This window comes from Rhodococcus sp. NPDC080181 (genome assembly GCF_040702225.1).
GTDB classification, from domain to species: Bacteria; Actinomycetota; Actinomycetes; order Mycobacteriales; family Mycobacteriaceae; genus Rhodococcoides; species Rhodococcoides fascians.
The window spans coordinates 91,166-104,746 of sequence record NZ_JBFBKN010000006.1 but is presented as its reverse complement, the minus strand read 5'-3'; the positions used below and the strand labels follow the sequence as shown (position 1 = coordinate 104,746).

General features: G+C 64.5%; 13 protein-coding genes. 8 read left to right on the top strand and 5 right to left on the bottom strand.

What is annotated here, in order from left to right:
* On the top strand, positions 1-915 hold the full coding sequence (locus tag AB0O58_RS09360; RefSeq protein WP_366238137.1) for a MazG family protein: 915 nt from the start codon (positions 1-3) through the stop codon (positions 913-915).
* On the opposite strand, the gene AB0O58_RS09355 is transcribed toward AB0O58_RS09360, so the two are convergent.
* Entirely contained in the window at positions 904-2,883 is a 1,980-nt protein-coding gene (locus tag AB0O58_RS09355; RefSeq protein ID WP_366238136.1) for a heavy metal translocating P-type ATPase, read from the bottom strand. The genes AB0O58_RS09360 and AB0O58_RS09355 overlap by 12 nt on opposite strands.
* Before the next feature lie 89 nt (positions 2,884-2,972).
* Between AB0O58_RS09355 and AB0O58_RS09350 the strand changes: the two genes are divergently transcribed.
* Positions 2,973-3,341, top strand: coding sequence for a metalloregulator ArsR/SmtB family transcription factor (locus tag AB0O58_RS09350; RefSeq protein WP_027496107.1), 369 nt, complete (start codon positions 2,973-2,975; stop codon positions 3,339-3,341).
* A gap of 115 nt (positions 3,342-3,456) precedes the next feature.
* Here the strand turns inward: AB0O58_RS09350 and AB0O58_RS09345 are convergent, their stop codons facing one another.
* The 4 genes from AB0O58_RS09345 to efeU all read right to left on the bottom strand — a co-directional run bounded on the left by AB0O58_RS09345 (position 3,457) and on the right by efeU (position 7,522).
* The gene (locus AB0O58_RS09345) at positions 3,457-4,098 is read right to left on the bottom strand and encodes a dihydrofolate reductase family protein (protein WP_366238135.1); all 642 of its coding nucleotides are present in this window, start codon (positions 4,096-4,098) and stop codon (positions 3,457-3,459) included.
* A 157-nt stretch (positions 4,099-4,255) separates the two neighbouring features.
* A complete protein-coding gene (gene efeB / locus AB0O58_RS09340; RefSeq protein ID WP_283550511.1) occupies positions 4,256-5,506 on the bottom strand; it encodes an iron uptake transporter deferrochelatase/peroxidase subunit in 1,251 nt (416 codons plus the stop codon).
* Positions 5,487-6,626, bottom strand: a complete 1,140-nt coding sequence (gene efeO / locus AB0O58_RS09335) for an iron uptake system protein EfeO (protein ID WP_283550510.1) — start codon at positions 6,624-6,626, stop codon at positions 5,487-5,489. Before efeO ends, efeB begins: the two co-directional genes overlap by 20 nt.
* A 14-nt stretch (positions 6,627-6,640) precedes the next feature.
* Positions 6,641-7,522: an iron uptake transporter permease EfeU gene (gene efeU, locus AB0O58_RS09330; protein WP_032373011.1), complete on the bottom strand. Its 882-nt coding sequence runs from the start codon at positions 7,520-7,522 to the stop codon at positions 6,641-6,643.
* Positions 7,523-7,699: 177 nt separating this feature from the next.
* Here efeU and AB0O58_RS09325 point away from each other — a divergent pair, with 177 nt between their 5' ends.
* The 6 genes from AB0O58_RS09325 (at position 7,700) to AB0O58_RS09300 (ending at position 13,566) form a co-directional block, all read left to right on the top strand.
* A complete protein-coding gene (locus tag AB0O58_RS09325) occupies positions 7,700-8,422 on the top strand; it encodes a lytic murein transglycosylase (RefSeq protein WP_283550509.1) in 723 nt (240 codons plus the stop codon).
* A gap of 88 nt (positions 8,423-8,510) precedes the next feature.
* A complete protein-coding gene (gene eno / locus AB0O58_RS09320) occupies positions 8,511-9,797 on the top strand; it encodes a phosphopyruvate hydratase (protein ID WP_027496113.1) in 1,287 nt (428 codons plus the stop codon).
* Positions 9,798-10,056: 259 nt separating this feature from the next.
* A complete protein-coding gene (locus AB0O58_RS09315; protein WP_283550508.1) occupies positions 10,057-10,545 on the top strand; it encodes a septum formation initiator family protein in 489 nt (162 codons plus the stop codon).
* Positions 10,542-11,072 carry a DUF501 domain-containing protein gene (locus AB0O58_RS09310; RefSeq protein WP_032371198.1) on the top strand — a complete coding sequence of 177 codons (531 nt, stop codon included), beginning with the start codon at positions 10,542-10,544 and terminating at the stop codon, positions 11,070-11,072. The genes AB0O58_RS09315 and AB0O58_RS09310 overlap by 4 nt, the downstream gene beginning before the upstream one ends.
* A complete protein-coding gene (locus AB0O58_RS09305; protein WP_032389910.1) occupies positions 11,069-12,013 on the top strand; it encodes a Ppx/GppA phosphatase family protein in 945 nt (314 codons plus the stop codon). The genes AB0O58_RS09310 and AB0O58_RS09305 overlap by 4 nt, the downstream gene beginning before the upstream one ends.
* Positions 12,014-12,129: 116 nt before the next feature.
* Positions 12,130-13,566, top strand: a complete 1,437-nt coding sequence (locus AB0O58_RS09300; RefSeq protein ID WP_283550507.1) for a TIGR00366 family protein — start codon at positions 12,130-12,132, stop codon at positions 13,564-13,566.
* The last annotated feature ends 15 nt before the right edge of the window (positions 13,567-13,581 follow it).

The window sequence follows — 13,581 nt, the reverse complement described above, 5'->3', positions numbered from 1 at the left end:
GTGACGATCGTTCTGCTCGACCCTGTTCGTCCTACTCAGGTACCGGTGGACGCCGTCGAATTTCTCGGTGGCGCAGTGCAGTTCACCGAAGAGGTTCCGGTGAAGGTGCGCTGGTTGTTCTCCGGCACCGCCGCGCCCGACGACGTCGATGCCGTGTTGGTGAGCACCGACCGGACCAATCCCGATGTACAGAACCGGATCGCCCGCGGCGAATGCGTCGTCGCGGCCGAGAAGCTTCCTGGCGACGACGTCATCGCGGCGGTCCAGCTGATGGACCGTTTGCGTAGCGTCGGCGGCTGGGAAGCTCAGCAGACGCACGAGTCGCTGCGCGGCTATCTTCTGGAAGAAACCTACGAGCTGCTCGACGCCATCGCCGCAGGCAACTTGGTCGACCTCCGTGAGGAGCTGGGAGACCTGTTGTTACAGGTGCTCTTTCACTCCCGGATCGCTCAGGACGCCGCCGAGGACCCCTTCGACGTCGATGACGTTGCCGCAGGTCTGGTGCGGAAGCTGACACACCGCAGCCCGCATCTGAGCCGAACCGACACCGGACCGATCGACATCGTCGAGCAGGAGCGGATGTGGGAAGAGAAGAAGGCGTCGGAAAAAGCCAGGGGCTCCTGCCTGGACGGCATCGCGATGTCTCAGCCGTCACTTGCATTGGCGCAGAAGGTGATCGGACGCGCCAGCAAGGCGGGACTGCCCGACGAGCTCGTTCCGGACGGTCTACGGGTCGTCCACATCGGCGTCGACCATTCGAACGGCGGGGACAGTGCCGAGGACACGTTGCGTCGTCGAGTACTCGATTTCGCGGCGTTGATCCGTAATGCCGAGGCATCGGCCCGCAATGCGGGCGTCACGCCGGGAGAGATGAGTGCGTTGGATTGGATCGAACACTGGGGTCTACGGGGCTGACCGGGACGCTTTCTGCTTCCAGGCACGCGAAGACAGCAATCGCATCCCGTTCAAGGCGACGATGACCGTGGAGCTTTCGTGACCGGCCACGCCGATCGGGAGCGGCAGGGTACCGATCAGATCCCAGGCGACCAACACGACGATGAACGTCGCCGCAATCGCCAGGTTCGCGACCACGATGCGGTGAGCCCGCCGCGAAAGCGCGATGACGGACGCCAGGGCCCCGAGGTCGTCGCGGATCAGGACGGCATCGGCGGTGTCGAGCGCGAGGTCGGATCCTCGACGTCCCATGGCGACACCGATGTCGGCCGTGGCCATCGCCGGCGCGTCGTTGACGCCGTCGCCGACCAACAGCACTCGCCGCGGGGTCTCGCCGTCGGTACGTTCCATCTGCAGTTGTGTGACGGCCTCGGCCTTGTCCTGGGGCAGCAGCCCCGCGCGTACGTCGACAATTCCGGCGCGCGCTGCCACTGCTCGAGCGACGCGGTCGTTGTCGCCGGTGAGGAGCACCGCTCGGGTGCCGACCAGTTCTTCGAGACCTGCGACCGTGGTGTCGGCCTCGGCGCGAACGATGTCGACGAGTCCGATCACGGCGATCGCTTCTCCGTCGAGGTGCACGATCACCGCCGTCATGCCCTCGGCTTCTCGAAGGGCGGCGGTGCGCTCGGCCGGGGCGTTCGTGTTGTGCTGTGCGGCGTCGGGTTTGGTGACCGTGACGATGCGGCCGTCGACCGTTGCCGTTACTCCCATGCCGGGTGTCGAATCGAAGTGCGTTGCCGTGGTGATCGCGACGCCCCGGCTCGTGGCGTAATCGACGACAGCGAGCCCGATCGGGTGCTCGCTTCCGTTCTCGGCCGCCGCTGCCAGGCGGAGCACTTCGTGCTCGTCCAGGGTTCCCAGAATATCGATGCACTCCACCCGGGGTGTTCCCTCGGTGAGCGTCCCCGTCTTGTCGAAGGCAACCGTGTCGATGGAGCGCAGCTGTTCCATCGCCACGGCAGACTTGACCAGTACGCCGTTTCTGCCCGCGGTGGCCATCGCTGCGAGTAGGGGCGGCATGGTCGCCAGGACCACCGCGCACGGTGACGCGACGATCATGAACGTCATCGCTCGCAGCAACGACGATTCGAGGTCGTTCCCGAGCAGCATCGGCACCGCGAATATCGCTGCGGTACAGAGCACGACGGTCTTCGAGTAGTACTGCTCGACTTTCTCGATGAACAGTTGCTTCTCGGCCTTGGTCTCGGACGCATGCTCGACCATGGTGACGATGCGCGCGATGATCGTGTCGGACGGGTCGACGTCGATTCTGATCCGTAGTGCGCCGGTGCCGTTGATGGTTCCGGCGAACACCTCGTCGCCCACGGATTTCGAGACGGGTACCGATTCTCCGGTGATCGAGGCCTGATCGATGTCGGATGCGCCGTCGACTATGGTGCCTTCACCCGAAATGCGTTCGCCGGGGCGCACTGTCACGATGTCGCCCGGGCGGAGGTCGGATGCGGCGACCGTTCGTTCGTGGCCGGCGGTGTCGAGCACGGTCGCGGTCTCGGGTGCCAGATCGAGCAAACTCCGAATCGAGTCGGCGGTGCGTCTGGTAAGCACCGCTTCGAGGGCACCGGACGTGGCGAAGATGACGATCAGCAGTGCGCCGTCGAAGATCTGCCCGATCGCGGCGGCACCGAGTGCGGCGACGATCATCAGCAGGTCGACGTCGAGAGTTCGGTCCCGCAACGCCCGGAGTCCTTCGAGCGCAGGCTCCCACCCACCCGTGGCGTAGCAGGCGAGGTACAGCGCCCAGTACGTCCATGTCGGCGCGTCGATCAATTGCGCGAGAAGTCCGAGGGCGAACAGTGCTGTCGCGGCCAGCGCCCATCTGACTTCGGCGATGTCGACGAGACGGGTGCGGCTTGCGCCGGCTGGATGTCGCACGTCGGCCGGTGCCGGGGCGGTGCTGGTGGAAGTCATGCGGGCCTTCGTTCCGTCGGACAGTGCGAACATCACCGTACAGGATTACATGAAGACCTTTACATGTGTACATAAACTATAGTTGTCGCATGGGACATGGAGTCGAGGGACGCAGCACGCCACCTGCGCAGCTCGATGCCGAATCTGCCGCCACGGTGGCCGCGACCCTCCAGGCTCTGGCCACGCCGAGTCGACTGCGCATTCTGACGCAGCTACGGCAGGGGCCGAGTGGGGTCAACGATTTGGCCGACGCAGTGGAAATGGAACAGTCGGCGGTATCTCATCAGCTCCGGTTGTTACGCGCCATGGGACTGGTCACCGGTACACGCTCGGGCCGAAGCGTCATCTATCGCCTGTACGACAACCACGTCGCGATGCTGCTCGACGAGGCCGTCTACCACATCGAGCACCTCGGAATGTCGGCATCGGATTTCCCCTCCGACGCCGACTCCGCCTGAGTTGTTCTCACTTGCCCCAATACTCGCGCTGGGGGGCATTCCTCGTCCCTCGGTTTGGGATCAATGTGGGTTTCAGTCGGTCAGAGTGCAACAAAGGCGCAGTGATCCGGCCCGGCTACCTACGCCAGAACAGGTGATGAGTCATACCGCTGCTACTCGGGACAACTTCGTGCTCGAATCTGTCGTTGAATTCGTCGGGTGAATCCCACAGCTTCAGGCCCGAGCCGAATTCGATGGGTGCGACGGCGATGTGCATGGTGTCGACCAGATCGGCGTCGAGGAATTCGCGGATACTCGTGACGCCACCGCCGAGTCGCACGTCCTTCCCGTCGGCCGCCTCCTTCGCCTGTTTCAGTACGTCGGCGGGCTCACCGTCGACGAAGTGAAACGTTGTGTCGGAGAGCGTGATCGACGGCCGTTCGTGGTGGGTAAGCACGAAGACGGGCGTGTGGAACGGCGGCTCGTCACCCCACCAGCCCTGCCACTCGTGATCGGCCCACGGTCCGCGTTGTGGCCCGAACTTGTGTCGGCCCATGATCTCGGCACCGATGTTGTGGGCGAAATCGCGGGCGAAGTAGTCGTCGAGTCCGCGGCTACCGCTCGAACCGGCGTTCCCGGGAAAGCTGGCGGTGGCGAAGTACCACCTCATCAGTGCCAGATGGTCGAGACCGAACGGGCTCTCCAAGCTCTGGTCCTTGCCCGCCGCGATTCCGTCGCTCGAGACGGTGAAATTCTGTACCCGAACCAGCTGACCCATATGTGCTCCCGATGTCGATGACGAAAACATACGACGGTGTAGACCGAACCGCGTGCACGAACTCACCGCCCGCCCGCCCGCGTCAATGGACCATTGCACACCGCGCAGACGTATGCAGTGCGCCCTTCACGCGGACGGGGTGGGGCCGGCGTTCGAATCACTCGAACAGCGTCGAACCCCAGTATTCGGATTCTCCGACGCCGGGTGGGCACGCGAATACCGCAGACCCGACGTGTTGGATGTATTCGTTCAGTGCGTCCTTGCGAGACAGGGCCAACTGCATCGGGACGAATTGGGTCAGGGGATCGCGGCAGTAGGCGATGAAGAACAGTCCGGCGTCGAGGTGGCCGAAGCCGTCCGATCCGTCGGTGAAGTTGTATCCCCGACGCAGGATCTGGACGCCGCCGAGGTTTTCCTTCGACGCCAGACGCACGTGTGCGGTCTTGTCGATGAAGGTGCCCTCGGGTCCCTGTGACTCGAAATCGAGTGCGTCGAATTCGTCCTTCTGACCGAGCGGTGCGCCGGATCCCTTGCTGCGCCCGATCACTCGCTCTTGTTCCTTCAGCGTGGTGCGGTCCCACGATTCGATGAGCATGCGGATACGGCGGGCCACGAGGTAGGAGCCACCTGCCATCCATTCCTGATCGTCGTCAGGGGCAACCCAGACGTTCTCGTCCAGCAAAGACGGGTCCTCGGCCTTGAGGTTGGCGGTCCCGTCCTTGAAGCCGAACAGGTTTCGCGGGGTGTCCTGGGTGGTCGAGGTGGACGAGGTGCGTCCGAAGCCCAGCTGAGACCACTTGACCGAAACCGTGCCGAACCCGACGCGGGCGAGGTTGCGAATGGCGTGCACGGCAACCTGCGGGTCGTCGGCGCAGGCCTGGATGCACAGGTCTCCGCCGGAGCGTCGGGGATCGAGGTTGTCGGCCGGAAAATGCTGCAGATCGGCAAGCGACGTAGGCCTTTTGGAGGCCAGATCGAATCGGTCGAACAGTGCCGGACCGAACCCGATCGTCAGCGTCAGCGACGATGCCGTCAGGCCGAGAGCCTCGCCGGTGTCCGTAGGCGGGTTGTACTGGCCGCCGTCGACAGCTCCACCGTCGAACGTCTCCTCGCCATGCACCAACCGCTCGGCCATCAGGGTCCACTTCTTCAGCAGCGCAACGAAATCCTCGCGAGAGTCCGTCGTGACGTCGAACGCGACGAAGTGCATGCGGTCCTGTGCCGGAGTGACGATGCCGGCCTGATGGTCGCCGCGGAACTCGACGACGTCCGACGTCGGCACCTCTGCGCCCGAGGCCGTCGCGTGTCCCGCGATGGCCCCGACTCCGACGAGTGCAGCCCCGGTCCCGACGGCACCGAACAGACGCCGCCGGGAGAACTGTCCAGTCTTACTGTCCGGCAACGACACCCTGCACCTGGCTCACTTCGGCGGACAGTGCGTCGATCTTGTTCGACAGTTCCTGTCGCTGCGGTTCGGTCACGGTGTCGTAGAAGACGAAGCCGTCGCCGCTGCGGTACTTGGCGAGTTCGGCGTCGAGTTCTGCGAAGCGGGCGTCGATCGCGGTGCCCAGTTCGGCGTTGCGCTCGTCGAGGATCGGACGCACGGCCGCGATGGCTGCCTGCGAGCCGTCGACGTTGGCCTGGAAGTCCCACAGATCGGTGTGCGAGAAGAAGTCCTCTTCACCGCTGATCTTGGTCTTGGCGACCTCGTCGAGCAATCCCTGTGCGCCACCGGCGACCTGGACGGGGTCGATGGTGAAGTCGTCGGCCTTGATCTTGTCTGCGAGTTCGGTGATGTCGGCCTCGAGCTGATCGGCCATCGCGTTGGTGTCGGGCTGCAGTCCCTGCGTCCACAGGTCCTTCTCGATGCGGTGGAAGCCGGTCCACTCCGCGCCGGGCTCGACGTCGGGCTCACGCAGGTCGATGCGCGGATCGAGATCGTCCGGGAAGCTCTCGGCAACCGGCTCGATGCGCTCGTAATAGCTACGCGCGATGGGGAACTGGGCCTTGGCGGCGGCCACGTCGCCGCTCTTGACCGCGGTGACGAACGACGTCGTGGTCTCTTGCAACGCGTCGATCTGACTGACGACGTAGCGCTTGTAGCCCGCAGCCGCCTCGGTGAGCAAGCCGTCCTCGTCCGTCTGGCGAACCGAATCGCCGGTCACGACGAAATCGGCGCGGACGCCGTCGCCCACCATGCCTGCCTTGCAGGCGGTTTGGTACGTGCCGGGGTCGGGCAGAGCGACGATGAGCTGACGCGTGAGACCCGGTCCGATGTTCTCGACCTCGCCCATGACTCGGTCGCCCTCGCCGTAGACGTAGAACTCGGTGACCTTGCTGCCGTTGTTGGTGATCTGGAACGTGGAGTTTCCGGTGGTGCCCTCGGTTGCACCGACGTCGCAGGACGAGTCGGTGGCCGTGACGGCGATATCGCCCGACGCGGCCTCGGTCGAGGACTTCTCGGTGCATCCGGCCAGGGCCATCGGTAGAACCGCGACCGCGGCCAGAGCGTAAGTGGTACGACGCATGGTGGTGGTGCCTTTCAGGAGTTCTGAAGTACAGGCTCGGGAGCCGCGGGAACGCGGACCGGGCGGAGGAAGAGGAACAACACGACGACGATGTACAGCACCCACGCGATCGCTTGGAAGACAGTGGGTTCGGGGCGGAAGTTGAAGATGCCGGCGAGCACGGTGCCGTACCAGCTCGAGGCATCGAAGTGTGCGGTGATGTCGAAGGCGACAGCGCTGCCACCGGGTAGGACTCCGCCGATCTGCAGGGCGCGGATGCCGTAGGCCAGGATTCCGGCGGCGACCACGATAAGGAAGATGCCGGTGTACTTGAAGAACACGGCAAAGTTGATGCGCACCGCGCCGAAGTACAGGAACACCGTCAGTACTGCGGCGACGACGATGCCGAGTAGAAGTCCGAGCAGCGGCCACAGGCTGCCGTTGGTGTTCTCGGCGTACCCGACCATGAGCAGTGCCGTCTCGACGCCCTCACGGCCGACGGCGAAGAACGAGAGCGTCAGCACTGCCGCAGGCCCGACGGTGAGAGCTTTCTCCATGTTCGCCCGCAGCTCGCCGGAGATGTTCTTGGCGGCGGTGCGCATCCACAGGACCATGGCCGTGACGATGACGACGGCGACCAGCGAGGCTGCTCCCGCGATGATCTCGGCCGTCAGTCCGGTGACGGTGGACGTGCCGTAGTGGATCACGAAGAAGATCGCCGCCACCATCGCGACGGCCAGGCCGACTCCCAGCCACACCCACTTGAGGGCGTCGCGTCGGTTCGCTTTGACGAGGAACGCCACGAGAATCATCACCACGATGCCGGTCTCGAGACCCTCGCGAAGACCGATCAGACCGCTGCCGAACATCTGGGTGGCGATCGACGGCGCAGATCCTGCGGCAGCCAGTACGGACACGGATGGTGCTCCTGTTGTGCGTCGAACATTGGTACGCCTTGCCTCGCGAAGGGTAGGCGACCCTCATGCGTGAAGGTTGACAGAAACATACACCCTGCAACCTGGTCCTTATGCACGTTGTACTGGGGTTTTATCGGTCTTTAGCTTTCTATTACCTTCCGTGTGCAGGATGGTGAGGTGATCTCACGAATCTGCGTGCTCGCCACCGCATCGGTACTCCTTGCGCTCACCGCATGTGGAGCCAGCGAGCCGAAGCGTGAGATTCCCGAGGGCATTCCGCCCGGCCCGGGCACGGAGGTGCCGATCATCGACTTCAATGCCCCCGGCCGAACGGCCGATCTGCTCATTGCCTGGGCAGAGCCGCAGACCGATGCGCTCGGTATCTCGGTGACCGCACTCGCGTCGTACGGGCACGCTGCCGCGATCATGGCTGAGACCGACGCGGACTGCGGCATCGCCTGGACGACACTGGCCGGGATCGGGTACATCGAGAGTCGGCACGGCACCTACCAGGGATCTTCCGTGCAACCCGACGGACTCGTCGCACCGCCGATTCGCGGAATCCCACTCGACGGCGGCCCGGGCGTCGCCGAGATCCCGGACACCGACGGCGGATCGATGGACGGCGATGCCGAGTTCGATCGTGCGATGGGACCCATGCAGTTCATCCCCGAGACGTGGAAGAAATGGGGTGTCGACGCCAACGGCGACGGCATCGCAGATCCGGACAACATCGACGACGCCGCTCTGACGGCTGCGCGTTATCTCTGCGCGCGCGGCGGTGATCTGCGGACGGCGCAGGGGTGGGAGAGCGCGTTGATGGCGTACAACCTCTCGGGCCAGTATCTGCGTGACGTGCGAGATCGAGCGGCCGCGTACTCGGTGGGCACCAGGCCGTAGAAACTCCGTGCATCGCGGGCACCATGCAACAGCGGCTAGTCTTGCACCCGGCACAGTCCGCCGGTCCCCGTTACTAGGAGAAGCATTCGTGGCCATCATTGAGCAGGTCGGAGCTCGCGAGATCCTCGATTCCCGTGGCAACCCCACGGTTGAGGTCGAGGTCGCATTGGACGACGGGACGTTGACCCGTGCAGCCGTTCCCTCCGGCGCATCCACCGGTGAGCACGAGGCCGTCGAGCTTCGTGACGGCGGAGACCGCTACGGCGGCAAGGGCGTCGAGAAGGCCGTCAACGCGGTGCTCGACGAGATTGCACCCGCCGTCATCGGCCTCGACGCCATCGAGCAGCGCACCGTCGACCAGGCCCTCCTGGACCTCGACGGCACTCCCGACAAGTCCCGCCTCGGCGCGAACTCCCTGCTGGGTGTTTCGCTCGCCGTCGCCAAGGCTGCTGCGGAGTCCACCGGACTCGAGCTCTTCCGCTACCTCGGTGGCCCGAACGCCCACATCCTGCCGGTGCCGATGATGAACATCATCAACGGTGGCGCACACGCAGACAGTGGCGTCGACGTCCAGGAATTCATGATCGCGCCGATCGGTGCGGCCACGTTCAAGGAGTCGCTGCGCTGGGGTGCCGAGGTCTACCACGCACTCAAGGCAGTGCTCAAGGCCAAGGGCCTGTCCACCGGCCTCGGCGACGAGGGCGGCTTCGCTCCCGATCTCGCCGGAACCAAGGCAGCTCTCGACCTGATCCTCGAGGCCATCGGCAAGACCGGTCTCAAGCCCGGCCAGGATGTCGCGCTCGCCCTCGACGTGGCAGCCACCGAGTTCTACACCGCGGGCACCGGCTACGCCTTCGAGCGTGAGACCAAGTCCGCCGAGCAGATGTCGGCCTTCTACGGCGAGCTCGTCGACGCCTACCCGCTGGTCTCCATCGAGGATCCGCTCGACGAGAACGACTGGGACGGCTGGGTCGCACTCACCGAATCGATCGGTGACAAGGTTCAGCTCGTCGGCGACGACCTGTTCGTCACCAACCCCGAGCGTCTCGAAGACGGCATCGTCAAGGGCGCGGCCAACGCACTGCTGGTCAAGGTCAACCAGATCGGCACGCTGACCGAGACCCTCGATGCAGTGGATCTGGCGCACCGCAACGGCTACAAGACGATGATGAGCCACCGTTCCGGCGAAACCGAGGACACCACCATCGCTGACCTGGCAGTTGCCGTCGGCAGCGGGCAGATCAAGACCGGTGCCCCCGCCCGAAGCGAGCGCGTCGCCAAGTACAACCAGTTGCTGCGAATCGAAGAAGCTCTGGGTGACGCGGCGCGTTACGCAGGCGAGCTGGCTTTCCCCCGGTTCAATTACGAGGGCTGAGTCAACCGATACGTATGCACGAAGTGGAGAGTGAATGATGGCACGACGCGGGAGGTCCGGGACCAGTCCAGGTGGACGGGATCCCCGACCCCGCGGCCGTCCGTCCTCTCCGAATCGCTCGAAGCCGACCGGGGGTGCGTCTCGCGACGAGACCGCCTCCGGCCGGCCGGCCACTCCACCGGAGCCGTCGGATCAGGCGCGTGACGCCGTGGTGGGTGGCAAAGCCGCTCCCAGACGTGTCGGTGTTCGTAGACCCAAGATGCCCGAGCGAACGTTCTTCGGGCTGTCCACCGGACGCGCAGTCATTCTCGGTGTCGTGGTGTGCGCGTTGGCGTTGACGCTGGCCGTGCCGCTCCGGACCTACTTCTCGCAGCGCGGTGAGCTCGAGTCCGTGTTGGCCGAGCGTCAGACCCTGCAGGACGAGGTGGACGCGCTCGAGACCCAGAAATCTCAGCTCAACGAACCGTCCCGCATCGCCGCCGATGCTCGCGAGCGGCTGCGGTTCGTCATGCCGGGGGAGACGCCGTATCAGGTGCAGCTCCCCGGCGACTACTCGCCGAGCTCCAAGGATCTCGAGGTGGACAACATCCCGACCGGGCCGTGGTACACCGACCTGTGGAACACCGCGGTGCAGCCGCAGGGATCGGACGAGCCGTCGGAGCCCACGTCCGCACCCATGCCCGTAGTGCAGCCAGAACCCGCTCCGGCCCCGCCGGTGCCAGAACCAGAAGGGGGACCCGTCGGGTGAATTCCTCGGCAGTCTCGCAGGAAGATCTCGATGCGGTCGCATCGCAGCTCGGACGTGAACCGCGTGGCGTACTCGAAATCGCGTATCGATCTCCGGACGGCAGGCCGGGTGTGGTGAAAACTGCCCCGAAGTTGCCCGACGGTACTCCGTTTCCCACCCTGTACTACTTGACCGACCCGCGATTGACGGCGGAAGCCAGTCGGCAGGAATCGGCCGGAGTCATGCGTGAGATGACGGAACGCTTGGGCACCGATCCGGAATTGGCTGCCGCCTATTTGCGTGCACACGAGTCGTACCTGGCTGAGCGCAACGAGATCGAATCTCTCGGAACGGATTTCACCGGCGGCGGCATGCCCGACCGCGTCAAGTGCCTGCACGTGTTGATCGCGCATTCGTTGGCCAAGGGGCCAGGAGTCAATCCCCTCGGCGACGAGTCGGTGGCATTGGCAGCCGAGAACTCGTTGCGCGGCAAAGCTATTCCGGCCGATTGGCCGACCATCGAAGAACTACGTGCGGAGAAATCATGACCAGGGTTGCAGCGATCGATTGCGGCACCAACTCCATCCGCCTGCTCGTCGCAGACAACAACGGTAAGACCCTTGCTGACGTCGCTCGTGAGATGCGGGTCGTGCGCTTGGGGCAAGGCGTCGACGCGACCGGAGCCTTCGTGCCCGAGGCTATCGAGCGCACCCGTGTTGCGTTGGTGGAGTATGCGGAGATCATCCGTAAGACCGGGGCCACCGCGGTGCGCATGGTCGCCACGTCCGCCACCCGTGATGCGTCGAATCGGGAGGATTTCTTCTCGATGGTGCGTGAGGTACTCGGCAAGGTCATTCCCGGTGCCGAGGCCGAGGTGATCACCGGAGACGAAGAAGCACGGTTGTCCTTTGCCGGTGCGGTCGGTGAACTCGATTCTGCCGCAGGGCCTTTCCTGGTCGTCGATCTGGGTGGCGGTTCCACCGAACTCGTACTGGGCGACGCCAAAGGCGTGAAAGCGGCGTTCTCGGCGAACATCGGCTGCGTGCGTCTCACCGAACGGTTCCTGCATTCGGACCCTCCCACCGCAGACGAGATCAACGGTGCGCGTGAGTACGCCCGCGAGAAGTTGGCGGAGGCATTCGAGGACGTCTCGATCGGCGACGCGTCGAGCTGGGTGGGTGTGGCCGGCACGATGACGACCATCGCGGCCATCGCCAAGGAACTACCCGAGTACGACGCAGACGCGGTGCACTTGTCGCGAGTGCCGTTCGATCAGCTCTTCGAGGTGTGCGAGCGGCTCATCGGTATGACCCACACGCAGCGAAGTGCGTTGGGGCCCATGCATCCCGGACGGGTCGACGTCATCGGCGGCGGAGCGATCGTCTGCAGTGTGCTGGCCGAAGAATTCGAGCGACGCGGGGCTGTCAGCTCGTTGACGGTCAGTGAGCACGACATCCTCGACGGCATCGCGATGTCGATCAAGATCTGATCTGCAATTCTGCAGACCCGGTCTGCGGCGATGTAGGTTGCATCGCTTCGTGTTTCGGTGAAGCCTGATAGGCGCTGTGGCTCACGTCACTGCTCCCGACGAGGCTAGGACCACCGATGACGACACCCGCCCAGCAGGCCCCGGCCGAGAAAGGTCTGGCGCGCGTAGCGCAAGCGCTCGCCAAGGGAACCGAGAAATGGTTTCCCGACGCGTACATCTTCGCCCTCGTCGGCGTGGTGGTCGTTGCTGTTGCTGCCTTCGCCAACGGGTCGTCTCCGCAGAATGTGGTCGACGCATTCGGTAACGGATTCTGGGACCTGACTGCCTTCACTCTGCAGATGGCAATGGTCGTTCTCACCGGGTACGTGGTGGCAACCTCTCCGCCGGTCGCCAGATTGATCACCCGATTGGCGCAAGTGCCCAAGAGTTCAAGTAGCGCAGTCAGTTTCGTTGCACTGCTGTCCTGTTCGGTCTCGTTCCTCAACTGGGGTCTGAGTCTGGTGTTCGCCGGTCTACTGGCCCGTGCCATCGCGCGCCGTGACGATCTGCGGACGGACTATCGGGCTCTGGGTGCTGCCGCGTTCATGGGCCTCGGCGCGGTCTGGGCGCTCGGCATGTCGTCCTCTGCTGCTCAGCTGCAGGCGACGGCCAGTTCGCTTCCGGCGACACTGCTTTCGATCACGGGTGTCCTCGACTTCGGTACCACCATCTTCACGTGGCAGTCGTTGCTGATGTGCGTCATCATCATCGTGTTGACGGTCGTCATCGCACACGTGTCTGCTCCGAAGGGTGCCGCGATCAAGACTGCCGCCGACATGGAGGTCGATCTCGACGACACCGTCGCGGAGCCGGCACCGCGCACCAGGCCGGGGGAGTGGCTCGAGTACAGCCGCATCCTTCCGCTCTTCGCCGGCGCGATGACGCTGGGATGGCTTGTCTCGCAGCTATTGACGCTGCCGGTGCTGTCGGTGGTCAGCAGTCTCAACGGCTATCTCTTGGTGTTCCTGATGCTCGGGCTCGTGCTGCACGGCACCCCGCGGCGCTTCCTCGATTCCGTCAGTAAAGCCGTCCCCGCGACTGCCGGCATCCTGGTGCAGTTCCCGCTGTACGCCGCGATGGCCGCCATGCTGACCAAAGCGGAAGGCAGGGGAGGCGTCACGATCTCCGAACACCTCGCGAATTTCTTCACCGACATCGGCAGTGGCGGCGGATTCGCCGTGGTCATCGCGGTGTACACGGTCGTACTCGGACTCTTCGTCCCCTCCGGCGGTGGCAAGTGGCTCGTCGAAGCGCCGTACGTGATGCAGTCGGCCACCGATGTGCAGATGAACCTGGGGTGGACCGTCCAGATCTACAACGTCGCGGAGGCGCTGCCGAACCTGATCAACCCGTTCTTCATGCTACCCCTGCTGGCGGTTCTGGGTCTGCGAGCACGGGATCTGATCGGGTTTACGTTCCTGCAGTTCATCTTTCACTTCCCGGTGGTCCTGCTGCTGGTGTGGCTCCTCGGTATGACCTTCGATTTCGTGCCGCCGGTCATCCCGGCGCAATAGCAGCCCGATATGATC